This window comes from Oceaniglobus trochenteri, from assembly GCF_020529025.1.
GTDB classification, from domain to species: Bacteria; Pseudomonadota; Alphaproteobacteria; order Rhodobacterales; family Rhodobacteraceae; genus Oceaniglobus; species Oceaniglobus trochenteri.
Genome location: NZ_JACNMM010000008.1, coordinates 202895 through 228230 on the forward strand (window position 1 = coordinate 202895; position 25336 = coordinate 228230).

At 66.6% G+C, this 25336-nt stretch carries 23 protein-coding genes; 21 read left to right on the plus strand and 2 right to left on the minus strand.

Annotation, left to right across the window (positions count from 1 at the left end; genetic code table 11):
* Positions 1 to 635: 635 nt before the first annotated feature.
* On the minus strand, positions 636 to 854 hold the full coding sequence (locus tag H7828_RS15055; protein ID WP_226781881.1) for a DUF1127 domain-containing protein: 219 nt from the start codon (positions 852 to 854) through the stop codon (positions 636 to 638).
* A 236-nt stretch (positions 855 to 1090) separates the two neighbouring features.
* Between H7828_RS15055 and H7828_RS15060 the strand changes: the two genes are divergently transcribed.
* The 9 genes from H7828_RS15060 to murD all read left to right on the plus strand — a co-directional run bounded on the left by H7828_RS15060 (position 1091) and on the right by murD (position 12124).
* Complete coding sequence (locus H7828_RS15060; protein ID WP_226781882.1) at positions 1091 to 2158, plus strand: Mrp/NBP35 family ATP-binding protein; 1068 nt, start codon at positions 1091 to 1093, stop codon at positions 2156 to 2158.
* Positions 2159 to 2866: 708 nt separating this feature from the next.
* A complete protein-coding gene (gene mraZ, locus H7828_RS22945) occupies positions 2867 to 3364 on the plus strand; it encodes a division/cell wall cluster transcriptional repressor MraZ (protein WP_226781883.1) in 498 nt (165 codons plus the stop codon).
* Between the two features lie 4 nt (positions 3365 to 3368).
* On the plus strand, positions 3369 to 4364 hold the full coding sequence (rsmH, locus tag H7828_RS15070) for a 16S rRNA (cytosine(1402)-N(4))-methyltransferase RsmH (RefSeq protein ID WP_226781884.1): 996 nt from the start codon (positions 3369 to 3371) through the stop codon (positions 4362 to 4364).
* Positions 4364 to 4714 (plus strand): cell division protein FtsL, encoded by a 351-nt coding sequence (ftsL, locus tag H7828_RS15075; RefSeq protein ID WP_226781885.1) that lies wholly within the window; start codon positions 4364 to 4366, stop codon positions 4712 to 4714. The genes rsmH and ftsL overlap by 1 nt, the downstream gene beginning before the upstream one ends.
* Positions 4711 to 6501 carry a peptidoglycan D,D-transpeptidase FtsI family protein gene (locus tag H7828_RS15080; protein WP_226781886.1) on the plus strand — a complete coding sequence of 597 codons (1791 nt, stop codon included), beginning with the start codon at positions 4711 to 4713 and terminating at the stop codon, positions 6499 to 6501. Before ftsL ends, H7828_RS15080 begins: the two co-directional genes overlap by 4 nt.
* 15 nt (positions 6502 to 6516) lie before the next feature.
* Positions 6517 to 8001 carry a UDP-N-acetylmuramoyl-L-alanyl-D-glutamate--2,6-diaminopimelate ligase gene (locus H7828_RS15085; protein ID WP_226781887.1) on the plus strand — a complete coding sequence of 495 codons (1485 nt, stop codon included), beginning with the start codon at positions 6517 to 6519 and terminating at the stop codon, positions 7999 to 8001.
* Positions 7998 to 9488 (plus strand): UDP-N-acetylmuramoyl-tripeptide--D-alanyl-D-alanine ligase, encoded by a 1491-nt coding sequence (locus H7828_RS15090; RefSeq protein WP_226781888.1) that lies wholly within the window; start codon positions 7998 to 8000, stop codon positions 9486 to 9488. Before H7828_RS15085 ends, H7828_RS15090 begins: the two co-directional genes overlap by 4 nt.
* A complete protein-coding gene (mraY, locus tag H7828_RS15095) occupies positions 9489 to 10574 on the plus strand; it encodes a phospho-N-acetylmuramoyl-pentapeptide-transferase (RefSeq protein ID WP_226781889.1) in 1086 nt (361 codons plus the stop codon). It begins immediately after the preceding gene.
* Between the two features lie 152 nt (positions 10575 to 10726).
* Complete coding sequence (gene murD / locus H7828_RS15100; protein WP_226781890.1) at positions 10727 to 12124, plus strand: UDP-N-acetylmuramoyl-L-alanine--D-glutamate ligase; 1398 nt, start codon at positions 10727 to 10729, stop codon at positions 12122 to 12124.
* Between the two features lie 105 nt (positions 12125 to 12229).
* Here murD and H7828_RS15105 read toward each other — a convergent pair whose 3' ends face one another.
* Complete coding sequence (locus tag H7828_RS15105) at positions 12230 to 13426, minus strand: BaiN/RdsA family NAD(P)/FAD-dependent oxidoreductase (RefSeq protein ID WP_226781891.1); 1197 nt, start codon at positions 13424 to 13426, stop codon at positions 12230 to 12232.
* A 158-nt stretch (positions 13427 to 13584) separates the two neighbouring features.
* Here H7828_RS15105 and ftsW point away from each other — a divergent pair, with 158 nt between their 5' ends.
* The 12 genes from ftsW to lpxC all read left to right on the plus strand — a co-directional run bounded on the left by ftsW (position 13585) and on the right by lpxC (position 25301).
* Positions 13585 to 14751 (plus strand): putative lipid II flippase FtsW, encoded by a 1167-nt coding sequence (gene ftsW / locus H7828_RS15110; protein WP_226781892.1) that lies wholly within the window; start codon positions 13585 to 13587, stop codon positions 14749 to 14751.
* A gap of 48 nt (positions 14752 to 14799) precedes the next feature.
* On the plus strand, positions 14800 to 15900 hold the full coding sequence (gene murG / locus H7828_RS15115; RefSeq protein ID WP_226781893.1) for an undecaprenyldiphospho-muramoylpentapeptide beta-N-acetylglucosaminyltransferase: 1101 nt from the start codon (positions 14800 to 14802) through the stop codon (positions 15898 to 15900).
* A gap of 19 nt (positions 15901 to 15919) precedes the next feature.
* Positions 15920 to 17317: a UDP-N-acetylmuramate--L-alanine ligase gene (gene murC / locus H7828_RS15120; RefSeq protein WP_226781894.1), complete on the plus strand. Its 1398-nt coding sequence runs from the start codon at positions 15920 to 15922 to the stop codon at positions 17315 to 17317.
* 4 nt (positions 17318 to 17321) lie between these two features.
* Positions 17322 to 17579 (plus strand): hypothetical protein, encoded by a 258-nt coding sequence (locus H7828_RS15125; RefSeq protein ID WP_226781895.1) that lies wholly within the window; start codon positions 17322 to 17324, stop codon positions 17577 to 17579.
* Positions 17576 to 17851, plus strand: coding sequence for a DUF2484 family protein (locus H7828_RS15130; protein ID WP_226781896.1), 276 nt, complete (start codon positions 17576 to 17578; stop codon positions 17849 to 17851). Before H7828_RS15125 ends, H7828_RS15130 begins: the two co-directional genes overlap by 4 nt.
* Positions 17848 to 18099: a DUF2484 family protein gene (locus H7828_RS15135; RefSeq protein WP_226781897.1), complete on the plus strand. Its 252-nt coding sequence runs from the start codon at positions 17848 to 17850 to the stop codon at positions 18097 to 18099. The genes H7828_RS15130 and H7828_RS15135 overlap by 4 nt, the downstream gene beginning before the upstream one ends.
* Positions 18100 to 18177: 78 nt before the next feature.
* Positions 18178 to 19119, plus strand: a complete 942-nt coding sequence (gene murB / locus H7828_RS15140) for a UDP-N-acetylmuramate dehydrogenase (protein ID WP_425354953.1) — start codon at positions 18178 to 18180, stop codon at positions 19117 to 19119.
* Positions 19120 to 19179: 60 nt separating this feature from the next.
* Positions 19180 to 20100 carry a D-alanine--D-alanine ligase gene (locus H7828_RS15145; protein ID WP_226781899.1) on the plus strand — a complete coding sequence of 307 codons (921 nt, stop codon included), beginning with the start codon at positions 19180 to 19182 and terminating at the stop codon, positions 20098 to 20100.
* Positions 20088 to 20972: a cell division protein FtsQ/DivIB gene (locus H7828_RS15150; protein ID WP_226781900.1), complete on the plus strand. Its 885-nt coding sequence runs from the start codon at positions 20088 to 20090 to the stop codon at positions 20970 to 20972. The genes H7828_RS15145 and H7828_RS15150 overlap by 13 nt, the downstream gene beginning before the upstream one ends.
* Before the next feature lies 1 nt (position 20973).
* Complete coding sequence (gene ftsA / locus H7828_RS15155) at positions 20974 to 22308, plus strand: cell division protein FtsA (protein WP_226781901.1); 1335 nt, start codon at positions 20974 to 20976, stop codon at positions 22306 to 22308.
* A 170-nt stretch (positions 22309 to 22478) separates the two neighbouring features.
* Positions 22479 to 24155: a cell division protein FtsZ gene (ftsZ, locus tag H7828_RS15160; RefSeq protein ID WP_226781902.1), complete on the plus strand. Its 1677-nt coding sequence runs from the start codon at positions 22479 to 22481 to the stop codon at positions 24153 to 24155.
* 225 nt (positions 24156 to 24380) lie between these two features.
* Positions 24381 to 25301 (plus strand): UDP-3-O-acyl-N-acetylglucosamine deacetylase, encoded by a 921-nt coding sequence (gene lpxC / locus H7828_RS15165; RefSeq protein WP_226781903.1) that lies wholly within the window; start codon positions 24381 to 24383, stop codon positions 25299 to 25301.
* The last annotated feature ends 35 nt before the right edge of the window (positions 25302 to 25336 follow it).

Sequence of the window (25336 nt, forward strand, 5' to 3'; positions counted from 1 at the left end):
CGCCGTTCTTCGCAGCGCACACCCTTAAGGGAGGAGGGGTGTGCGAACCGGCTGGGGCCGTGGCCCCTGAAACTGCGCGGTGACACCCGGGAGGAGGTGGGTGCCACCGCTTTCATCGACAGGCCCAATGGGAGGAGAAGACCTGCGGATCTGGTCGGGATGGGGGCGACTTGTGCCCGAACCCCTGAAACTGCGCGGTGACACCCGGGAGGAGGTGGGTGCCACCGCATTCATCGACAGGTCCAATGGGAGGAGAAGACCTGCGGATCTTGGTCGGGATGGGGGCGACTTGTGCCCGAACCCCTGAAACTGCGCGGTGACACCCGGGAGGAGGTGGGTGCCACCGCTTTCATCGACAGGCCCAATGGGAGGAGAAGACCTGCGGATCTGGTCGGGATGGGGGCGACATTCGCCCGAACCCCTGAAACTGCGCGGTGACACCCGGGAGGAGGTGAGTGCCACCGCTTTCATCGACAGGTCCAATGGGAGGAGAAGACCTGCGGATCTTGGTCGGGATGGGGGCGATCTACGCCCGAACCCCAGGAGAAAAATGCGGCGACACCCGGGAGGAGGTGGGTGTCACCGCAAGAAACAGAAGACCCCGGGAGGAGGTGGAGCCGTCTGATTCCTGAACCTCAGGCGCCGTAGGCGGCTTCGGTTGCAATGGTGTTGATCATCGCGCGGTTGATGCCCAGGTCGGCCAGTTCGCGCTCGCTCAGCTGCGACAGCTCGGTCAGGGTGCGGCGGTAGGTGCGGTACTGCTCCATGCGCTCGCCGATGTTCTTGAAGAAGGCGGCCGTGCGGCCCATGATGTCGGAACGGGCGGCGCCGTGGGTGTTCGTGATATAAGCCATGTCTCAAACCTCTTTGCGTATCTGGGCGCCGGTGCGCCCCGTGTTCTGTTGAGACTGAAAATAGGCATATGCTGCACCTGCGCAATCCCGGAAAGGCTCAATGCTGCTATGCAGCAAGTGCATACGTAATGTTGACCTAAAGTCAGGCACTTGGCGCCCCTGCCGCAAGCGGGCGATCCGGCTTGCCGTCAGGGTGCAAAGGTGCATGGTGAACCCGGTTTTCAGAAGGAGGCAGCATGTCGATCACGCGCGAAGAGGTTCTTGCAACCCTGTCCCGGCTGGGATTGCCCGATGGCCGCAGCCTTGTATCGGCCGACATGATCCGCGCGCTTGCGGTCGAGGGCGGCGCGGTGCGCTTCGTCATCGAGGCGCCCACCGCCGAGGTGGCCCGCAAGATGGGCCCGATCCGCGATGCCGCCGAAAAGCTGGTGCGCGAGTTGCCGGGCGTCGACACCGTGTCGGCGATCCTGACCGCCCATCAACAGCCGCCCGCCGCGCCCAACCTCAAGCTGGGGCGCCATCCCACGCCGTCCCAGGGCGGGCCGCAGGCGCTGCCGGGCATTGCGAATATCATCGCTATCGGGTCGGGCAAGGGCGGGGTGGGGAAATCGACCGTCTCGTCGAACCTCGCCGTGGCTCTGGCGCGTCAGGGCCGGCGGGTCGGCCTGTTGGATGCCGATATCCACGGGCCGTCTCAGCCGCGGATGATGGGCGTGAACGCACGGCCGGCCTCGCCCGACGGCAAGTCCATCGTCCCGCTGAAGGCACATGGCGTGACGCTGATGTCCATCGGCCTGATGCTGGACCCGGACAAGGCGGTGGTCTGGCGCGGTCCCATGCTCATGGGGGCCTTGCAGCAGATGCTGGGGCAGGTGCAGTGGGGCGAACTCGACGTCTTGCTGATCGACCTGCCGCCGGGCACGGGCGATGTGCAGCTGACCCTCTGCCAACGCTATGCGGTGACGGGCGCCCTTGTCGTGTCGACACCCCAGGACGTTGCGCTTCTGGATGCGCGCAAGGCGCTGGACATGTTCCGCACCCTGAAAACCCCGGTTCTGGGCCTGATCGAGAACATGTCGGTCTTCGTCTGTCCCCATTGTGGGGGGCAATCCCATATCTTCGGCGAAGGTGGTGTGCGGGCCGAGGCCGAGAAGCTGAGCCTTCCCTTCCTTGGTGAACTGCCGCTGAACCTCGATGTGCGTCTGGCCGGGGACAGCGGCACGCCCATCGCGGCGGGCCAGGGCGAGGCGGCCGAGGCCTATGCCGCGCTGGCCGCCCGGCTGGTCGGGCAGGGCGTTGCCTGAGATCTGATTTGGGAAACCATGGGTGCGGGCTGGGAGCGGCCCCCCGTTTCGCGGAATCGGACGGCGATTCCCGCCCGCGCCCCATGGCTGTGCCCCGATTCTAGGGCGCGAACCACGCTCAACCCCGAATCACGGCGCCGTGATTCCCCCGATTCCGGGGGAGTTGGCGGCGTGGTTTAATCGGATAGGTCGAGTCCTGCGGATTTCGGGCCGCATTGCACCCTAGGGGCGCGAATTTTCTGCAACACTATATTTGGTATGGATGCGGGTGTGCTTAGCCTAGGTTGTGTGCGTGGCCGCAGATTTTTTACAGAAAATGTGCCAAAATCGCCACAGGGAACGGCGCAACCGACCACCTGCGCGGCGATTTATAGTTGCTTCCCATGATTTCCCATGGCATCCCTTTCTACATCGAAGAGCAGGCGGGACGGAGCGACAAAGACTTCAACCGCAACCAATAAAAACAGAGGCTTAGCTTCATACAGGCACACACTTTTCTTCGACACACCGTCCGGTAACGGACAAACGAGATCCGGCGCGCGGGCGAGCAGACATCCCCCCAGGTGGCGCGCGCAGTCGGACAACCCCGGAAACGGGTAGAGGGCGGCGGACCGTACAGTGGCAGCAGTACGGTTCGCCGTTCGCCGTTTTCCGTTTCACGGGACAGCATACACGCATTCGGGGGCGGGACAAAGAAGGAAACAGGCCGTGTTTGGAGTGTTCATCGGCGAACACGAGAACAAGATCGACAGCAAGTTCCGCTTGTCGATACCGGCCGATTTCCGTCGTGAACTTGAAGAGGGCGACCCCAAGTGGGAGCCGGGCAAGAACGCGAGCATGGCCATCGTCTATGGCGATCAGCGCCGCAACTACCTGGAAGTCTTCACCATCAAGGACCTGATGGGCGTCCATCGCATGATCGCGAAGATGCCCCGCGGGTCGGCCAAGCGCGCGGCGCTTCAGAAACTCTATGCAACCCAGGCGGTTACCGCCACGCTGGACGATACGGGCCGGATCGTCCTGTCGGCCAAGCTGCGCGAGAAGCTGGGCATCGAGGGCCTGGCCGCAGTCGTGGGCAACGGCGAAACCTTCCAGATCTGGAAGCCCGAAACCTATGCCGCCGATACGGCCGCCCTGCTGCACGAGGATGAGGATTTCGATCCCGAGCTCGACCCCTCGGTCTATCTTCCGGGCCTGGAGGACTGACCCCATGGTCACCTCGCCGCCCAACGCCCAACCCCATGTCCCCGTCCTGCTGCGCCCGCTGCTGGCCGCCGTCGCGCCGGTATCCGGCGTCTGGCTGGACGGCACCTTCGGGGCGGGGGGCTATGCGCGGGGCCTGCTGGCTGCGGGGGCCGACGTGGTGATCGGCGTCGACCGCGACCCGATGGTCTTTGACATGGCGCGCGACTGGGCCGGTGAGCATGGCGAGAAGCTGCGCCTTGTGCAGGGCACCTTTTCGGACATGGACAGCCTGGCCGGTGAGCCGCTGGACGGTGTCGTGCTGGATCTTGGCGTCAGCTCCATGCAGCTTGACCTGGCCGAGCGCGGGTTTTCCTTCATGAAGGACGGCCCGCTGGATATGCGGATGGGCGATCAGGGCCAATCCGCCGCCGATCTGGTCAATACCGCGTCCGAGGCACAGCTTTCGGATATCCTGTTTCACTATGGCGAGGAACGGGCGGCGCGACGCATCGCCCGGGCCATCGTCAAGATCCGGGCGGAGGGTGCGATCGAAACCACCCGCCACCTTGCCCGGATCGTCGAAGGGTGCCTGCCCCGTCCCAAGCCGGGGCAGAGCCACCCGGCGACGCGCACGTTCCAGGCCGTGCGCATCGCCGTAAACGATGAATTCGGCCAGCTGGTCGCGGGGCTGGAAGCCGCCGAACGGGCGCTGAAACCGGGTGGTCAACTGGCCGTGGTCAGCTTTCATTCGCTGGAGGACCGAGTCGTGAAGCGGTTCTTCACCGCCCGCAGCGGCGGGGGCGGCAATGCCAACCGCTATGCCCCGGAAACGGTGTCCGAAAAGCCCCGGTTCGAAAAGCTGTCCAAGGGGATCGGTCCCGACGAACAGGAACTGGCGGAAAACCCCCGCGCCCGGTCGGCCCGGCTGCGGGTGGGGCGGCGCACCGAGGCGCCCGCCGGGGCGGTGGACCGCGCCGCACTGGGTCTGCCACGTTACGATCATCAGGGGGATGATACCTAATGCGTTCGATTTTCTTCATCATGTCCGCACTGGCCGTCATGGGCCTGGCCTTCTGGGCCTATCATGAGAACTACAAGACCCAGCAGGCATTGAAAGAGGTGGAGCGGCTTCAGCGCGAGATCGGCCAGCGGCGCGAATCCCTGGCGGTGCTGCGCGCCGAATGGGCCTATCTCAACCGCCCCGAGCGGCTGAACGATCTGGTGAACATGAACTTCGAACGTCTTGGCCTGCTGCCCCTGACCCCCGAACAATTCGGCCGGGTCGAACAGCTGGGCTATCCGCTGACGCCGGGCCGCATTCCGGGCGGCGTGATCGACAACTCGGTGAGCGTGCAGGGAGAACTGCCATGATCCGCACCCCGCTGCGCCCGCTGGCGCGCATCCTCAAGGCCCGCGAAACCGGCGAGAACCCCGATGCCATCGAGGCCGAAAACCTGCGCCTGCGCCACGAGGAAATGCGCGACAAGTCGCGTTTCCAGGCCGAGGGGCGGCTTCTTGTCCTGCTGGTGTTCTTCTTCTGCGCCTACGCCGTGGTGGGCGCGCGCATGGGGCTGCTGTCGGCCTCCGAGGCGGAAGAGCCGCGTGCCCGTGCCTCGGGTGCGGCTATCGTCGCCCAGCGGGCCGATATCGTCGACCGCAATGGCCGCATCCTGGCCACCAACATGTTCACCCATTCGCTTTATGCCCAGCCGCCCAACATGATCGACAAGCCCCGCGCGGCGCGCGAGCTGGCGGCGATCTTCCCCGAGCTGGACGAGAAGGAGCTGCTTGAGGATTTCACCGGCAAGCGCAAGTTCCTGTGGATTCGCAAGAAGCTGAGCCCCGAGCAGAAACAGGCCGTGCATGACATCGGCGATCCGGGTCTCCTGTTCGGCCCGCGCGAGATGCGGCTTTATCCCAATGGCAAGCTGGCCGCGCATATCCTGGGCGGTGCCAGCTTCGGGCGCGAGGGCGTGCATTCGGCCGAGGTGATCGGCGTGGCAGGCATCGAAAAGCAGTTCGACGATTATCTGCGCGACCCGGCCCAGGGCGGCAAGCCGCTGCAACTCTCCATCGACCTGTCGGTGCAATCGGCCATGCGGCAGGTGCTTTACGGCGGGATGAAGCTGATGAACGCCAAGGGCGCGTCGGCGGTCCTGATGGACGTGCACACCGGCGAGATCATCTCGATGGTCTCGCTTCCCGATTTTGACCCGAACGACCGCCCCGCACCCCTTCTCAAGGGCGATCCGGCGGACAGCCCGCTGTTCAACCGCGCGGTGCAGGGGGTCTACGAACTGGGCTCGACCTTCAAGATCTTCGCGGCGGCCCAGTCGATGGAGCTTGGCCTTACCAACCCCTCGACCATGGTGGACACGAAATCGCCCCTCTATTGGGGCAAGTTCCGGATCGGTGAATATGACGGCCACAACTATGGACCGGAACTTTCGGTCACCGACATCATCGTGAAATCCAGCAACGTCGGCACAGCCAACATGGCGATGGAGATCGGCGCGACCCGGCAGAAGGACTTCCTGCGCCGGCTGGGGCTTCTGGATGCCACGCCGGTAGAACTGGTCGAAGCCTCGGGCGCGAAACCGCTCTATCCCAGCCATTGGAGCGAGATCACCACCATCACCGCGTCATACGGCCACGGCGTTGCCTCGTCGCCGTTGCACCTGGCGGCGGCCTATTCCTCAATCCTGAACGGTGGCACGCTGGTGAAGCCCACGCTGATCAAGAAGGATGAATTCAAGGTGGGCGAACGCATCGTGTCCAAGCGGGTTTCATCTGCCGCGCGCGACATGCTGCGCGCCGTCGTGGTGCGCGGCACCGCCAGTTTCGGCAAGGTGCCCGGCTACGAGGTGGGCGGCAAGACCGGCACCGCCAACAAGCCAAAGCACACCGGCGGCTATTACCAGGACAAGAACGTCAATACCTTCGCCTCGGTCTTCCCGGCCTCTGATCCGCAGTACACGCTGATCGTGTCCATGGACGAGGCGTCGGACAACAGCGGCGACCGCCCCAAGCGCACCGCCGGCTGGACCGCCGTTCCCGTCGCCGCCGAGGTGATCCGCCGCACGGCCCCCCTTCTGGGGCTCAGGCCGATCATTGAAAAGGTGGGCGAACCTGAAGTAACACTCACCTCAAGCCAGTAATAAATGGAACGAGGCATGAGCGGCAGAACGGCAACCCTGGCCGACCTGGGTCTGACGGCACAATTGGGGCGCGAGGCGAAGATCACCGAACTGGTGGTGGACAGCCGCGCCGTACACGAGGGCGCGTTGTTCGCCGCACTGCCCGGCAGCCGGGTGCATGGGGGCGAATTCATCCAGTACGCCCTGCGCATGGGGGCCAGCGCGATCCTGACCGACCGCGAGGGCGCGCGCATCGCGGCCGAGGATCTTGCCTCGTCCTCGGCGGCGCTGGTGGTGGCCGAAGACCCGCGCCAGACGCTGGCGCTGGCCGCCGCGCTCTGGTTCGAACGTCAGCCCGAGGTGATCGTCGCCACGACAGGCACCAACGGCAAGACATCGGTGGCCACCTTCGTGCGCCAGATCTGGACGGGGCTTGGCCATGCGGCGGTGAACCTTGGCACAACCGGCGTCGAGGGCGCGTTCGAGGCGCCGCTGAAGCACACCACGCCCGAACCGATTACCCTGCACGGGATGCTGGCGCGCATTTCCGACGCGGGCGTGACCCATGCCGCGATGGAGGCTTCCTCCCACGGCCTGGCACAGCGGCGGCTGGACGGGGTCGCGCTCAGCGCGGCGGCCTTCACCAACTTTTCCCAGGATCACCTGGATTACCACGCCAGCTTCGATGAGTATTTCGAGGCCAAGGCGGGGCTGTTTTCCCGTGTGTTGCCGGATGATGCCATCGCCGTGATCAACATCGACGATCCGCGCGGCCCCGAGATGGCGGCCGTGGCCGAGGCGCGCGGCCAGGACGTTCTGCGCGTGGGCCGGGCAGGGGATGCCGCCATGCGCATCCTGGGCCAGCGTTTCGATGCCACGGGGCAGGATCTGCGGTTTTCCTGGAACGGGCAGGTGCGGCAGGTGCGCCTGAATCTCATCGGCGGCTTTCAGGCCGACAACGTGCTGGTGGCGGCGGGCCTTGCCATTGCCTGCGGCGATGAACCGGGCCGGGTGTTCGACACCCTGCCGGGCCTTCAGAACGTGCCGGGGCGGATGCAGCTTGCCGCGACGCGTGACAATGGCGCGGCGGTCTTCGTGGATTACGCCCATACGCCCGATGCCCTGTCCACCGCCCTGTCGAACCTGCGGCCCCATGTGATGGGCCGCCTGATTGTGGTCTATGGCGCCGGGGGCGACCGTGACAGGGGCAAGCGGCCGCTGATGGGCGCCGCGGCGGCGGCCAACGCCGATCTGCGCATCGTCACCGACGACAACCCGCGAAACGAAGACCCCTCCGAGATCCGCGCCGAGATCCTGGCGCAGGACCCCGACGCAAGCGAGGTGGCCGACCGCGCCGAGGCCATCCTGCGCGGCGTCGATGCGCTTGAGCCGGGCGATGCCCTGCTGATCGCGGGCAAGGGCCATGAAAAGGGCCAGACCATCGGCGATTCGGTCTTTCCCTTCGATGATGTCGAACAGGCCAGCGTGGCCGTCGCCGCCCTAGACGGACGCGTCGCATGAGCGCGCCGGTCCTCTGGACCTCGGCCGACGCGGCCGCCGCCACCGACGGCATGTCGATGCACCAATGGCAGGCCACGGGCGTTTCCATCGACACGCGCACCCTGAAACCCGGCGATCTGTTCGTTGCGCTTTCGGATGTGCGCGACGGGCATGACTTCATCCTGCAGGCGATGGAAAAGGGCGCCTGCGCCGCCATGGTGTCCTATATCCCCGACGAGGTTGACGAAACCGTGCCGCTTCTGGTGGTCGAGGATGTTCTTGAAGCGCTCGAGGATCTGGGCCGTGCTGCCCGTGCGCGCACCCGCGCCAGGGTGATCGGCGTCACCGGTTCGGTGGGCAAGACCTCGGCCAAGGAAATGCTGCGCACGGTCCTGTCGCGCCAGGGCCGCTGCCATGCTGCCGAGGCGAGTTACAACAACCACTGGGGCGTGCCGCTGACCCTGGCGCGGATGCCCGAAGACACCGATTTCGCGGTGATCGAGATCGGGATGAACCACCCCGGCGAGATCGCGCCGCTGGCCGGGATGACGGCGCCCCATGTCGCGCTGATCACCACCGTCGCCGCCGCCCATCTTGAAGCCTTCGACAGCATCGAGGGGATTGCCGCCGAAAAGGCCGCCATCTTTCAGGGGCTGGAGCCCGACGGTGTGGCCGTCATCAATGCCGACCTGCCCACCACCGACATCCTTGTGCAGGCCGCCCGGCAGGCCAGTGCCCGCATCCTGCGCTTCGGCAGGGCGGATACCGCCGATTACCTCCTGCGCGAGGTGACCGTGGGCGCGGATGCCACGGTGGTGCAGGCGCTGCGCGGCGACAGCCCGCTGTTGTTCAAGGTGATGAGCCAGGGGCGGCATTTCGCCATGAATGCCCTGGGCGTTCTTGCCTGCGGCGAGGCACTGGGCTGTGATCCCGACATCATGGCCTGCGACATCGCCACCTGGACGCCGCCGCTGGGCCGGGGCACGCGCGAGAGGATACAGCTCGACCCGCAGGATGCGGCCCTTTCGATCGACCTGATCGACGATGCCTTCAACGCCAACCCTACCTCGATGGCGGCCGCCCTTGACGTGCTGGCGGCCTGCCAGCCGGTGCAGGGGGTGGGGCGCATCCGCAAGGGGCGGCGCATCGCCATCCTGGGCGACATGCTGGAACTGGGCCCCGACGAGGCGGCCATGCACCTGGCCATCGCCGATGTTCCGGCCCTGGGCGCGGCGGATGTGATCCACTGCGTCGGGCCGCGCCTGAAGCCGCTGTTCGACCGGTTGCCCGAGGAAAAGCGCGGCCTCTGGTTCGACGCGGCGGGCGAACTGGTGGCGCGCGTCCACTCCCTGCTTGACGCGGGGGATGTGGTGCTGGTCAAGGGCAGCAAGGGAATCAAGGTCAGCCTGGTTGTTGACGCCATCCGCAAACTGGGCCATCGCGACGCCCAGGCCGGTGATGCACCGGCCAGAGAGGGCGCAAGCCGCGCCCAAAGGGGGACCGAATAAGTGCTGTACTGGCTCACCGAGTTTTCTGATGGCGGCGACGTCTTCAACCTGTTCCGCTACATCACCTTCCGGGCCGGTGCGGCATTCTTCACGGCGCTGATCTTCGGCTTCATCTTCGGGCGTCCGCTGATCGACCTGCTGCGCCGCCGTCAGCGCCATGGCCAGCCGATCCGCGACGACGGCCCCGCCAGCCACATCGAGACCAAGGCCGGCACCCCCACCATGGGCGGCCTTCTGATCCTGTCGGCGCTGGTGGTTTCGACGCTGCTTTGGGCCCGGCTGGACAACCCCTATGTCTGGATGGTGCTGCTGGTGACGGCGGGCTTCGGGCTGATCGGGTTCGCCGATGACTATGCCAAGGTGACCAAGAATACCCATGCGGGCCTCTCGGGGCGCGTGCGCCTGCTGATCGGCTTCACCATCGCCGCCGCCGCCGCCATCTGGGCCTCGTGGTTTCATCCGCCCGAACTCAGCTACAACCTGGCCTTTCCGATCTTCAAGAACGTGCTGCTGCACCTTGGCTGGTTCTTCGTGCCCTTCGCGATGTTCGTCATCGTCGGCGCGGCCAACGCCGTGAACCTGACCGACGGGCTGGACGGTCTGGCCATCATGCCGGTGATGATCGCGGCCGGCACCCTGGGCGTGATCGCCTATGCCGTCGGGCGGGTGGATTTCACCGACTACCTCGAGGTGCACTACGTGCCCGGCACCGGCGAGCTTCTGATCTTCACCGCCGGGCTGATCGGCGGGGGGCTTGGCTTTCTGTGGTACAACGCGCCTCCGGCGGCGGTCTTCATGGGCGATACCGGTTCTCTGGCCCTGGGCGGTGCGCTGGGGGCCATCGCCGTGGCCATCAAGCACGAACTGGTGCTGGGCATCGTCGGCGGGCTTTTCGTGGTCGAGGCGCTTTCGGTCATCATCCAGGTGCTGTACTTCAAGCGCACGGGGCGCCGTGTCTTCCTGATGGCACCGATCCACCACCATTTCGAAAAGCGCGGCTGGGCCGAACCCCAGATCGTGATCCGCTTCTGGATCATCTCGCTGATCCTGGCGCTGATCGGGCTGGCGACGCTGAAGCTGCGCTAGCCGCGATGACGGGGCGTCGTTCGGATGGCGCGCCTGTGGGGGTTTCACACCCCCACACCCCCGTGGGATATTTGTAGACCAAAGATGAGGGCCGATTCGGCTGCCTTTCGCCCGGGGCGATGGGCCGCAACGGCGTTGGAGGCGAAACAGGCATGATACCGGTAAGAGGATACGAGGGTGCGCGGGTCGCCGTTCTGGGGCTGGGCCGGTCGGGCCTTGCCACCGCGCGGGCGCTGGAGGCCGGCGGAGCGCAGGCGCTGTGCTGGGACGACAGCCCCGAGAGCCGCGAGAATGCCCAGGCGGCGGGGCTGATGCTGCACGATCTGTCCCGTTCCGATGCCTGGGATGACGTGGCCGCGCTGATCGTGTCGCCCGGCATTCCTCATCTCTACCCCGAGCCAAACCGGCTGATCGCGCGGGCGATGGAGGCGGGGGTGCCGGTGGACAACGATATCGGGCTGTTCTTCCGCAGCCTCGCCCTGGGCGAGTGGGACCAGCATGACAGCCCGCCCCGCGTGGTGGCCGTGACCGGCAGCAACGGCAAATCCACCACCTCGGCCCTGATCCACCACATCCTGACCGAGGCGGGCAAGCCCAGCCAACTGGCCGGGAACATCGGGCGCGGCGTGCTGGACATCGACCCGCCGGGCAACGGGGCGGTGGTGGTTCTGGAACTGTCCAGCTATCAGACCGACCTGGCCCGCGCCCTGACCCCGGACATCGCCGTCTTCACCAACCTGTCGCCCGACCACCTGGACCGCCACGGCGGCATGGGCGGATATTTCGCGGCCAAGCGGCGGCTGTTCGCCGAGGGCGGGCCGGACCGCGCCGTGATTGGCGTGGACGAGCCCGAGGGCGTCTATCTGGCCAACCAGCTTGTCGAACATGCGGCTGACGACCGGCTGATCCGCATCTCGGTCGAGCGCAAGTTGACCGGCCCCGGCTGGATGGTGCAGGCGCGCAAGGGGCAGCTTTCGGAATGGCGCAAGGGGCGGCAGGTGGCCAGCATCGATCTGCGCGGCGTTCCTGGCCTGCCGGGCACCCACAACCACCAGAACGCCTGCGCCGCCTATGCGGTGGCGCGCACCCTGGGCGTTGCGCCGCGGGTGATCGAATCCGCTCTGCACAGCTTTGGCGGTTTGCCGCACCGCAGCCAGCTTGTGGGTGAAAAGGGGGGCGTGCGTTTTGTCAACGACAGCAAGGCAACCAATACCGACAGTGCCGAAAAGGCGCTGCTGGCCTTCAGGTCGATCCGCTGGATTGCCGGGGGGCTGGGCAAGGATGGCGGCATCGCCGCCCTGGCGCCGCACCTAGGCGAGGTGAAGAAGGCCTATCTGATCGGCCACTCGGCCCGGGATTTCGCCTTGCAACTGGGCGAGACCCCGCATGAGATTTGCGAAACCATGGCCGAAGCGGTGCGCCGCGCCGCCGAAGAGGCCGAGGCGGGCGATACGGTGCTTTTGGCGCCGGCAGCCGCCAGTTTCGACCAGTATCCGAACTTCGAGAAGCGCGGAGAGGATTTCGTCGCCCAGGTCGCGCGCCTTCTCTGAGCGTCGCGCCGGACGGTGCTGTCGGATGCCTCCGGCGGGGATATTTCAGGACCAAAGATGGTGGGGCGGTTCAAGGAATTGTGCCGACGGCACCGGCGCGGGGCGTCAGCCGCCCTGCGCCGCGATCGCGGTTCCCGCGGCCCAGCCCGATGACCAGGCCCACTGGAAATTGTAGCCCCCCAGCCAGCCGGTGACATCCACCGCCTCGCCTATGGCGTAAAGGCCGGGCAGGGCGCGTGCGGCCATGGTGCGACTGTCGAGCCCGGCGGTGTCGATCCCGCCGAGGGTGACTTCGGCGGTGCGATAGCCTTCGGTGCCGGCGGGGCGCAGCCTCCAGTCGGTCAGCCGCGCCGCGAGGTCGCGCAGGCGGTCGTCGGAGCAATCGGCCAGGTTGCCCGAGAGGTCATGCAGGGCGGCAAGATGGGTCACGAGGCGGCCGGGCAGCAGGTCGGAGAGGTGGGTGGTCAGCGCGCGCCGACCGGTTTCGGCCCGACGTTGGCGGAGCAGCGCGAAAAGATCGGCGCCGGGGCTGAGGTTGACGGCAATCTCCTGCCCCTCGCGCCAATAGGACGAGGCCTGGAGGATCGCCGGACCCGAAAGGCCGCGGTGGGTGAAGAGCATCGCCTCGTCGAAGGTGGCGCTGCCCGAGGTGATGGCGACCGGCGCGGCGACCCCGGCCAGGGGCCTGAAGCCCACCATCACGTCGTCACCGAAGGTAAAGGGCACCAGGGCCGGGCGGGTTTCGGTAAGGGCAAGGCCGAACTGTTGCGCCAGGGTATAGGCCAGTCCGGTCGCGCCCATTTTCGGGATGGACTTTCCGCCGGTCGCCAGAACCAGGTTGCGGGCCGTGACGCCTTGGCTTTTGCCATCACGGGTCAGTTCTGCGGTGAAGCCGCCCCCTGTTTGCGTGACCTGGCCCACCGTGGTCTGCAACCACAACTCGGCCCCCGCGTCCGCCATCTCGGCCAGGAGCATGGCGATGATGTCCTTGGCGGAACGGTCGCAGAACAACTGGCCCAGCGTTTTTTCATGCCAGGGGATCGCGTGGCGCGCCATGAGGTCGAGGAAATCCCACTGGGTATAGCGCGACAGGGCCGATTTGCAGAAATGCGGGTTGTTCGACAGGAAATTGCCGGGCCCGGCGCCCAGGTTGGTGAAATTGCAGCGCCCGCCGCCGGAAATGCGGATCTTCTCGCCGGCGGCCCTGGCGTGATCGACGACCAGGGTGCGCCCGCCCGCATGGGCCGCGCACATCATTCCGGCCGCGCCCGCGCCGAGGATCAGGGTGTCGTAATCGCTCATGCATCCCTGTCACCATGTTGCGGGCGAGGGGGCAAGGGGGCAGGCGCGGCGAAGTGGGGGTGGGCTGCGCAAAACGCTGGCCAGAAGGGGCGTTTCACGTTAGAATCGCCAACAGACCCGGAAAACGGGCAACACCCGAGGCAGTAGGCAGCACATCCATGACTGAAATGGTTTACGGCACGGCTCCCGTGCAGAGCGGAGAACCGATTCTTCCGCGCTGGTGGAACACGATCGACCGCTGGTCGCTGTCCTGTATCCTCTTGCTGTTCGGGATCGGGCTTCTTCTGGGGCTGGCCTCGTCGCCGCCGCTGGCCGCGCGCAACGGGTTCGAGCCGTTCCATTACGTCAAGCGGCAGGCCGTCTTCGGCGGCGCTGCCCTTCTGGCCATGTGGATCACCACGCTGATGTCGCCGCAGCTGGTGCGGCGTCTGGCGGTTCTGGGCTTTGCCGCCGCCTTCTTCGCCCTCGTGATGCTGCCCTTCTTCGGCACCGATTTCGGCAAGGGCGCGGTGCGCTGGTATTCGCTGGGCTTTGCCAGCGTCCAGCCCTCCGAGTTTCTGAAGCCGGGCTTCGTGGTCGTGGCCGCCTGGATGCTGGCGGCGAGTTACGAGGTGGGAGGACCGCCGGGCAAGACCTTTTCGCTGATCCTCTGTGTGACGGTGGTGTTGTTCCTGGCGATGCAGCCCGACTTCGGGCAGGCGGCTTTGGTGCTGTTTTCCTGGGGTGTCATGTATTTCGTCGCCGGTGCGCCGATCACCCTGCTGGTGGGGCTGGCGGGGGGCGTCGTTCTGGCGGGCACCTTTGCCTACAACAATTCGGAGCACGTGGCGCGGCGGATTGACGGTTTCCTGTCGGCCGACGTGGACCCGACGACGCAGCTTGGCTATGCCACGAACGCCATCCGCGAGGGCGGGTTCCTGGGGGTCGGCGTGGGCGAGGGCGAGGTGAAATGGTCGTTGCCCGATGCGCATACCGATTTCATCATCGCGGTTGCGGCCGAGGAATACGGCCTTGTCCTGGTGCTGTGCATCATCGCGCTTTACGCCACCGTCGTCGTGCGCAGCCTGATCCGGCTGATGCGCGAACGCGATCCCTTCATCCGCCTGGCGGGAACGGGGCTGGCCTGTGCCTTCGGCGTTCAGTCGATGATCAACATGGGGGTTGCCGTGCGCCTGTTGCCGGCCAAGGGCATGACGCTGCCCTTCGTGTCCTACGGGGGGTCGTCGCTGATCGCCGGGGGAATTGCCGTCGGGATGCTGCTGGCCTTCACGCGCACCCGTCCGCAGGGCGAGATCGGCGATATCCTGATTTCACGGAGCCGCTGAGGTGGCGCGCGCTCCTCGCTCCTTTCGGTCGCTTGTCGAGGTGGCCAGGTGACGGCGCCTCTCATGGTGATTGCCGCGGGCGGCACGGGCGGGCACATGTTCCCGGCCCAGGCCCTGGCCGAGGCGATGCTGGCGCGGGGCTGGCGCGTCCAGCTGTCGACCGATGCCCGGGGTGCGCGCTATACCGGCGGCTTTCCCGATGCGGTGGACATCCGGCAGGTGCAATCGGCCACCTTTGCGCGCGGCGGGCTGTTGGCCAAGCTGGCCGCGCCGTTCCGTATCCTGTCCGGGGGTATGGCAGCGCGCCGTGCCATGCGGGCCGACCGCCCCACCGTGGTGGTGGGGTTTGGCGGTTATCCCTCGATCCCGGCGCTGATGGCGGCGGTGATGCTGAAGCTGCCGCGGGTGATCCATGAACAGAACGGCGTGCTGGGCCGGGTGAACCGGCTGTTCGCGCGCCATGTCGATGCCGTGGCCTGCGGCACCTGGCCGACCGAACTGCCCGGCGGGGTCGAGGGGGTGCATACCGGCAACCCGGTGCGTGGCGCGATCCTTGAACGCGCCGGAGCGCCCTATGACCCCGAGGGCCGCCTTTCACTTCTGGTGATCGGCGGCAGCCAGGGCGCGCGCATCCTGTCGGACGTGGTGCCGGGCGCCATCGCCGCGCTGCCCGAGGCCCTGCGCGCGCGGGTGCATGTGACCCAGCAGGCCCGCGCCGAGGATAGAGAGCGCGTCACGCGCTTTTACACCGATCACGCCATCGACCACGAGGTGGCGCCGTTCTTTGCCGATGTCCCTGAGCGGATGGCGGCGGCGGCGCTGGTGATCTCGCGCGCCGGGGCCTCGTCGGTGGCCGATATCAGCGTGATCGGGCGGCCTTCGATCCTGATCCCCTTTGCCGCCGCCACCAACGATCACCAGACCGCCAACGCCCGGGGCCTGGTCGAGGCGGGCGCGGCGCTCTTGCTGCCCGAGGACGGGGCGAGCGTCGATGCCCTGAACCGCATGATCGCCGAGGTTCTGGGCGACCCGGCCCGCGCCGCCGAGATGGCGCGCGCCGCCGCCGCCCATGGCCGCCCCGACGCCACCGAGCGTCTTGTCGCGCTGATCGAAACGCTGATACCGCCGGGAACAGTGCCCCATGTTTGACCTATCGAAAGAACACGCCATGAACGCCACCAAGCTTCCCACGGAAATGGGCCCGATCCACTTTGTCGGGATCGGCGGGATCGGGATGTCGGGGATTGCCGAAGTGCTTCTGAACCACGGCTATACCGTCCAGGGATCGGACCTGAAGGCCAGCAAGATCACCGACCGGCTGGAACAGCTGGGCGCGAAGATCTTCGTGGGGCAGAAGGCCGAGAACCTGGAAGAGGCCGAGGTTGTCGTGATTTCTTCGGCCATCAAGAAGGGCAACCCCGAACTGGACGGCGCGCGCCTGCGCGGTCTGCCGGTGGTGCGCCGGGCCGAGATGCTGGCCGAGCTGATGCGCCTGAAATCCAACATCGCGGTGGCCGGCACCCATGGCAAGACGACGACGACAACCATGGTCGCCGCCCTGCTGGACGAGGGCGGTATCGATCCGACCGTCATCAACGGCGGCATCATCCACGCTTACGGATCGAACGCCCGGATGGGGCAGGGCGAATGGATGGTGGTCGAGGCGGACGAGAGCGACGGCACCTTCAACCGCCTGCCCGCCACCATCGCCATCGTCACCAACATCGACCCCGAGCATATGGAGCACTGGGGCGATTTCGACACGCTGCGCCAGGGCTTTGACGATTTCGTCGGGAATATCCCCTTCTATGGCCTAGCCGTCTGCTGCACCGATCACGCCGAGGTTCAGGCGCTTGTGGGCCGGATCACCGACCGGCGCGTGGTGACCTTCGGCTTCAACGCCCAGGCCGACGTGCGCGCGGTGAACCTGCGGTATGAAAAGGGCGTGGCGCATTTCGACATCGCGCTTCAGGCCGAGGATGCGGTGATCGAGGGCTGCACCCTGCCCATGCCCGGCGATCACAACGTCTCGAACGCTCTGTCGGCGGTGGCGGTGGCCCGTCACCTGGGCATGAAGGCCGACGAGATCCGCGCCGCCCTGGCCGGCTTCGGTGGCGTCAATCGCCGCTTCACCAAGGTGGGCGAGGTGGACGGCGTGACCATCATCGACGATTACGGCCACCACCCGGTTGAGATTGCCGCCGTGCTGAAGGCCGCGCGTCAGGCGACCGAGGGCCGGGTGATCGCCGTGCACCAGCCGCACCGCTATTCGCGCCTGCATTCGCTGTTCGACGATTTCTGCGCCTGCTTCAACGAGGCCGACGTGGTGGCCATTGCCGAGGTTTTCGCCGCTGGCGAAGACCCGATCGAGGGGGCCTCGCGCGATGACCTGGTGACCGGGCTGATCCGCCACGGCCACCGCCATGCCCGCGCCCTGCATTCCGAGGATGACCTGGAACGCCTGGTCCGCGAACAGGCGCGGCCCGGCGACATGGTGGTCTGCCTTGGTGCCGGTACGATCAGCGCCTGGGCCAATGGCCTGCCGGCGCGCCTTTCGGCAGGCTGACGGCGTGGAACTGTCCTTCCTGACCCTGGTTGCGGCCTTCGGGCTGGGGTTCTGGGCGGGGTTCGGGCTGCCGTTTCGGGCGTCGTGGCTGCTGTCGGCGCTGGTCCTTGTCGCGGGGCTGGCCATCGGGGTGCTGACCCGCATGGGCATCGGCCTGCCCGACGGGGGCGAGCTGTGGTTGACGGTGGCGCCGGGGGTGCTGTTGTTCGTGATCGGGCAAGGGCTTGGTGCGCTGAAGCGGCGCGAAGGCGGCCCCTTGTGAGCGCGGCACTGATCGCCGCCTGCCTCTGGGTGCTGGCCGCCGCCCTGACGGCGATGCTGCCGCTTTCGGCGCAATACCTGCCCGGCCTGTCGCTTCTGGTGGCCGCGCCTGTCCTGGCCGGATGGATCGGCGCGGTGCATGGCCCCTGGGTTGCCCTCGCAATGCTGGTCGCGGCGGCGTCGATGTTCCGCAAGCCGCTGATCCACCTCGCGCGCCGGGTTGCGGGCCTGCCCGAAAAGCGCGCGCAAGCAAGCGATGAGGGCCGGTCATGAGCGGTTCCCTGATCCTCACCTGTCTCTGGTTCGTCATCGCCAATGTCGGGGCGATCCTGCCCAGCCGGCACAGCCATTGGCCGCTGGCCTGGGGTCTGATCGCCACCGGCATTCCGATCCTGGGCTATGTCTGTCTGCAACACGGCCCCTGGATCGCCCTGCTGGTCATGGCGGGGGGCATGTCGGTTCTGCGCTGGCCGCTGCGCTATCTCGTGGCATGGCTGCGCCGGTGGATGGTCAGGGGCTGAACATGGCGCGCCCCTGCCACGTCTTGCCGGGCCGGGCAAATTCACGCTAGAGCACGAAAGAAAACGCGAGCGGACATGATGAACACCCTTCCCACCCCACGCGGCACCCTGACGCCCGACCGTTCCCTGGCCGATCTGACCTGGCTGCGGGTCGGCGGGCCGGCCGACTGGCTGTTCCAGCCGGCGGATGCCGACGACCTGGCCCAGTTCCTGCGCGATCTCGATCCCGCGGTCGCGGTCTTTCCCATGGGCGTCGGCAGCAACCTGATCGTGCGCGACGGGGGCATTCGCGCCGTCGTCATCCGCCTTGGGCGCGGGTTCAACGGCATATCAGTCGAGGGCGACACCGTCACCGCCGGCGCTGCGGCGCTTGACGCCCATGTGGCGCGGCGGGCGGCGGACGCCGGGGTCGATCTGACCTTCCTGCGCACGATTCCGGGGGCCATCGGCGGGGCGGTGCGGATGAACGCGGGCTGCTATGGCTCTTACGTGGCCGATCATTTCGTCGGGGCCACGGCGGTGACGCGGGCGGGCGAGATCATCACCCTGACGCCCGCCGACATGCGCTTTGCCTATCGCTCCAGCCACCTGCCCGAAGGCGCCGTCCTGATCGAGGCGCGGTTCACCGGAGCGCCCGGCGACCCCGAGGCCCTGCACGCCCGCATGACCGACCAACTGGCAAAACGCGATGCCACCCAGCCCACCAAGGACAGGACCGCCGGCAGCACCTTCCGCAACCCGGCCGGGTTCTCCAGCACCGGCAAGGCCGACGATACCCATGACCTGAAGGCATGGAAGGTCATCGACGATGCCGGCCTGCGGGGCCACCGGCGGGGCGGGGCGCAGATGTCGCCCAAGCATCCGAACTTCCTGGTCAACGCCGAGGGCGCTACGGCGGCGGAACTGGAGGGGCTGGGCGAAGAGGTGCGCGAAAAGGTCTTTCAAAACAGCGGAATTCGTCTAGAGTGGGAAATCATGCGTGTCGGTGAACCGATGCCCGTGAAAAAGCAGGCAGAATAAACAGAAAACCGGCCGTCAATGGCCGGACAAGTGGCCGAAAAGGCCATGTGAGGCGATAAGTTGGGTATGTCGAGCAGGACAAACCCCAAGGTTGCGGTATTGATGGGCGGACCCTCGGCCGAGCGCGAGGTGTCGTTGTCGTCGGGGCATGAATGTGCCGCTGCGCTGCGGGGTGAAGGATTCGAGGTGGTCACGCTGGATGCGGGCCGCGATCTTCCCGCACGGCTGGGCGAAATCAAACCGGATGTGGTGTTCAACGCCCTGCATGGCCGCTGGGGCGAAGACGGCTGTGTGCAGGGTCTGCTGGAATGGCTGGGCATCCCCTATACCCACTCCGGTGTCCTGGCCTCGGCCCTGGCCATGGACAAGGAGCGCAGCAAGGTTGCCTTCCGCAAGGCGGGGCTGCCCGTGGTCGGATCGCTTCTGGCCGAGTCAAAGCATGTGCGCGCCAGCCATGTGATGGACCCGCCCTATGTCGTGAAACCCTATAACGAGGGGTCGTCCGTCGGCGTCTACCTGGTGCACGAGGCCGCGAACGGCCCGCCGCAACTGGCCCCCGACATGCCCGAATGGGTGATGGTCGAACGCTTTGCGCCGGGGCGCGAGTTGACCACGACTGTCATGGGCGACCGCCCCCTGACCGTCACCGACATCATTGTCGATGGCTGGTACGATTACGACGCCAAGTACAAGCCCGGCGGCTCGCGCCATGTGCTGCCCGCCGAGGTGCCGGCCGAGATTCACGCCGCCTGCCTTGACTATGCCCTGCGCGCCCATGATGCGCTGGGGTGCCGGGGGGTGAGCCGCACCGATTTCCGCTGGGACGAAACCCGCGGTGTCGATGGCCTGATCCTGCTGGAAACCAACACCCAGCCCGGAATGACGCCCACGTCCCTTGCCCCCGAACAGGCGGCCCATTGCGGCATGTCCTTCGGCAAGTTCTGCGCCTGGCTGGTCGAGGATGCCTCATGCAACAGATGACCTCTTCGTCGAACGCCCCGCGCCGCGATCCGGCGCCTTCGCGCCTGGCCTACCGGATGCAGCGGCTTTTGCTGACGCCCTTCTTCCGGCGCCTGCTTTGGGTTGGTCTTCCGGCGCTGGTGCTGTCGCTTGTCGTTGGCATCTACCTGTCTGACCAGGCACGCCGCGACGGCATTACGCTCTGGGTGAACGACCTGAAGGCGACGGTGCGCGAACGGCCCGAATTCATGGTCAAGCTGATGGCCATCGACGGGGCCTCACCCGGCGTTTCCGACGATATCCGCGAGGTGGTGCCGATCGACTTTCCGGTCTCCTCGTTCGATCTGGACCTGCCGCGCATGCTGCGCGATGTGATGGCGCTGGATGCCGTGGCCAAGGCCGATCTGCGGGTCCGCCCGGGCGGTGTACTTCAGATTTCGGTGGTCGAGCGTATTCCGGTGGCGATCTGGCGAAACGACGACACGCTTGACCTGCTGGACGACAAGGGCCACCGGGTGGCACCCCTCGCCGCGCGGGCCGAACGCCCCGATCTGCCGCTGATCGCCGGCCGGGGCGCCGAACGCGCGGTGGGCGAGGGCATTGAAATCGTCTCGGCCGCTGCCCCCCTTGCCGAACGGCTTCGCGGCCTAGTGCGGGTGGGCGAACGGCGCTGGGATGTCATTCTGGAGGGCGGTCAGACGATCAAGCTGCCCGAAGACGAACCGGTGCGCGCCCTTGAACAGGTGCTGGCGCTGGACGAGGCGCAGGATCTGCTGGCCCGCGATGTGTCGGACGTCGACATGCGCAACCCGCGCCGCCCGACGGTGCGCCTGGGCGAGGTCGCGGCCGAAACCCTGCGGGAAATACGTGTGATGGAACTGGGAGCCGATTGAGATGACAGACCTTTACCAATCCCAGCGCGCGATGCGGGCCATGCGGCGGGCCGCGATGCAGCGGGGGGTGATTGCCATTCTCGACGTGGGGACGTCGAAGATCGCCTGCCTCGTGCTGCGCTTCGATGGCCCCGAGGCCTTTCGCGACAGCGACGGCGTGGGGTCGCTGGCCGGGCAGAGCAGCTTTCGCGTGATCGGCGCGGCGACAACCCGGTCGCGCGGCGTGCGGTTTGGCGAGGTCGATGCCATCCAGGAAACCGAACGCGCCATCCGCACCGCGGTGCAGGCGGCCCAGAAGATGGCCAATGTCCGGGTGGATCATGTGATCGCCTGCCTTGCCGGGGGCGCGCCGCGTTCTTACGGGCTAGCCGGGCAGATCGAGGTCGAGGGCAGCACCGTCAGCGAACAGGACGTGGCCCGCGTCATGGCCGCCTGCGACGTGCCCGACTTCGGCGAGGGGCGCGAGGTGCTGCACGCCCAGCCGGTGAACTTCGCGCTGGACCATCGCAGCGGCATGGCCGACCCGCGCGGCCAGACTGGCCATCAACTGGCCTGCGACATGCACCTGCTGACGGTGGACGGCAACGTCATCGCCAACCTTCTCTACTGCATCAAGCGTTGTGACCTGGAACTCGCCGGGCTGGCCTCCTCGGCCTATGTCAGCGGGATTTCCAGCCTGGTCGAGGATGAACAGGAACTGGGTGCTGCCTGTGTCGACATGGGGGGAGGGGCGACCGGCATCTCGATCTTCATGAAGAAGCACATGATCTTTGCCGACAACGTGGGCCTTGGCGGCGATCAGGTCACCTCGGACATCTCGAAGGGGCTTCAGGTGCCCCTAGCGGTGGCCGAGCGGCTGAAGACGGTGCACGGCGGCGTCGTGGCCACCGGCATGGACGACCGCGACCTGATCGAGATCGGCGGCGAGACGGGCGACTGGGAGCTGGACCGGCGCACCGTTTCGCGGGCCGAGCTGATCGGGATCATGCGCCCCCGGGTCGAAGAGATTTTGGAAGAGGTGCGCGCCCGGCTGGATGGCGCAGGCTTCGAACATCTGCCTTCACAGCAGGTGGTGCTGACGGGCGGCGCAAGCCAGATTCCGGGGCTGGATGGTCTGGCGCCCAAGATCCTGGGCCAGCAGGTGCGCATCGGTCGCCCGCTGCGGGTGCAGGGGCTGCCTCAGGCCGCCACGGGGGCCGGTTTTGCCAGCGCGGTGGGCCTGTGCCTTTTCGCGGCGCACCCCCAGGACGAGTGGTGGGATTTCGAGATTCCCGCCGATCGCTATCCCTCGCGGTCGTTGAAACGGGCCGTGAAATGGTTCAAGGATAACTGGTGATCGCAATATGCGGTGGATTTGGCGAAATACCGCTGAAAACAGCGAGGAATTGGCCACATTTTGTGGTGAAAAGGTGTTTTTTGGGTGACGTCGCTTCTGCGAAACGCTAGAATCACTGAAAACGACGGCAGCAAACCCCGAAACGGGATCAGAACAGGCGGACAGACCAGATGACACTCAACCTCATGATGCCTCAGCAGGAAGAATTGAAGCCGCGGATCACCGTGTTCGGTGTCGGTGGTGCGGGCGGCAACGCCGTCAATAACATGATCGCAAAGCAGCTTGACGGGGTCGAGTTCGTGGTGGCCAACACCGACGCGCAGGCGCTGCAACAGTCCACCGCGCCCGCCAAGGTGCAGATGGGCGTGAAGGTGACCGAAGGTCTGGGTGCCGGTGCGCGTCCGTCGGTGGGTGCTGCCGCCGCCGAGGAAAGCATCGAACAGATCGTCGATCACTTGGCCGGTGCGCATATGTGCTTCATCACCGCCGGCATGGGTGGCGGCACCGGGACCGGCGCCGCGCCGATCATTGCGCAGGCCGCGCGCGAACTGGGTGTGCTGACCGTCGGCGTCGTGACCAAGCCGTTCCAGTTCGAAGGCTCCAAGCGGATGAAGCAGGCCGAGGAGGGTGTCGAAGCCCTTCAGAAGATGGTCGATACCCTCATCATCATTCCCAACCAGAACCTGTTCCGTCTGGCCAACGAAAAGACCACCTTCACCGAAGCCTTCTCGATGGCCGATGATGTGCTGTACCAGGGCGTCAAGGGCGTGACCGACCTGATGGTGCGCCCGGGCCTCATCAACCTCGACTTTGCCGACGTGCGCGCCGTCATGGACGAGATGGGCAAGGCCATGATGGGCACCGGCGAGGGCGAGGGCGAGGATCGCGCGATCCAGGCCGCCGAAAAGGCCATCGCCAACCCGCTGCTGGACGAAATCAGCCTGCGTGGTGCCAAGGGCGTTCTGATCAATGTCACGGGCGGTCACGACCTGACCCTGTTCGAACTGGACGAAGCCGCCAACCGCATCCGCGAGGAAGTGGACCCCGAGGCAAACATCATCGTCGGTTCCACTCTGGACGAGATGATGGAAGGCCGGATGCGCGTTTCGGTCGTTGCCACCGGCATCGACGCTTCCGAAGCGGTCCACGACATCCCCGTGCCGCGCCGCCGCATGGCCGAGCCGCTGCGCAACGCCACCAGCCTGGAAGAGGCGGCCGCACCTGCGCCCGCCGCGGCCCCGGCCGCTCCGCGCCCGCAGCCCGCGCCCCAGCCTGCAAGGGAAGTGGCCCGCATCGCCGAGCCCGAGCCTGTCGAGGAAGAGATCGACGATTTCTTCGCCGACATGAACCCCCCGGCCCAGCAGGAGCGGGTGCAGGACCTGTTCGAAGACTCCGCGCAGGACGCTGAGGACGACGTGCCGCCCCCGGCCTATCGCCCCCAGGCCCCTGCCGCGTTCCGCCCCCGCGATGAAACCCCGGCCGAAGCCTTCGTCGCGCCCCGCGCGCCCAAGCCCGGCGCCCCTTCGCCCGAAGCGATGGCCCGGTTGCAAGCCGCTGTTCAGCGCGCTCCGGGGCAGGCGGGCCAGCAGCGCCCGACGCCGTCCTCTGCCCCCGCTGCGGCACCCCGCCCGGCGGCCCCTGCCGCGGCCGACCGTCCGCGCTTCGGCATCAATTCGCTGATCAACCGGATGACCGGCCACCAGGAAGGCGGCGCGGACCGTGGGGCAGCCCCGGCTGCGGCACGTCGCGAACAGCCGCAGGTCAGCCGTCAGGAAGACCCGCAGGAAATGTCGCCCGACCAGGAGCGGATCGAAATTCCCGCCTTCCTGCGCCGTCAGGCGAACTGACGCAGGGTCACGATTTTTACGGGAAAGGCCAGCGCAAGCTGGCCTTTTTTCATTTATAACAGGGCTTTATCGGTTTCATGGCGGGCAGGGGGCGAAAACCCGCCCTTCGCGCGACGGCATGTTTCAGACCGTTACAAAGATTGAATTGTTTGTAACGGGCGGTGTGATTAGCTCTCTGTAACCACCGGGCACGACATCGGTGTGACAATAGCGGCGAGGCGGATCATGCAAACCACATTGAAGTCACCGGTGACATTCACGGGCCTGGGCCTGCATTCGGGCAAACCTGTGCGCATGACCCTGCGTCCGGCTGCCGCCGAATTCGGGATCTGGTTTCGCCGCACTGACATTGCAGATGGCAACACGCTGATCCCCGCCCATTGGGATGCAGTAATGCCTTCGCAGCTTTGCACCCGTATCACAAACAACAATGGCGTGACCGTTTCCACCATCGAACACATCATGGCGGCTGTCGCGGGGTGTGGCATCCAGAACCTGCTGATCGAGATCGACGGCCCCGAGGTTCCGATCCTTGACGGATCGTCCGCGCCCTTCGTCACCGCAATCCTGGCCCGCGGGCTGCGGGCGCTGGATGCGCCTGTCCGCGCCCTTGAGGTGCTTGAGACGGTCGAGGTGCGCAACGGCGATGCCTTTGCCCGCCTGTCGCCTGCCCAATCGCTTGAGATGGATTTCCACATCAGCTTTCCCGACGCCGCGATCGGCGTGCAGGACAAGTCGCTGAACATGGCCAACGGCACCTTCGTGCACGAACTTTGCGACAGCCGCACCTTCTGCCGGCAGGCCGATGTTGACGCCATGCGCGCCCAGGGGCTTGCGCTGGGTGGCACGCTGGACAACGCCGTGGTGGTGGACGGGGCGCAGGTTTTGTCGCCCGGCGGGCTGCGCCACGCGGACGAGGCCGTGCGCCACAAGATGCTGGATGCCCTGGGCGATCTGGCCCTTGCGGGTGCACCGCTTCTGGCGCGTTACACCGGCTATCGGGCAGGTCACGCGATGACGAACGCCCTGCTGCGGGCGCTGTTTGCGCGCCCCGGTGCGTGCCGCATGGTGATCTGCGACGCCCCGATGGAGGCGCGTCTGCCCGGTGCGGGCCTGTCGCGCGGCGATGCTCCGCGCGCGCTCTGATCCGGGGCGGTGATTTTGCCGCGCAAAGGCGTTTT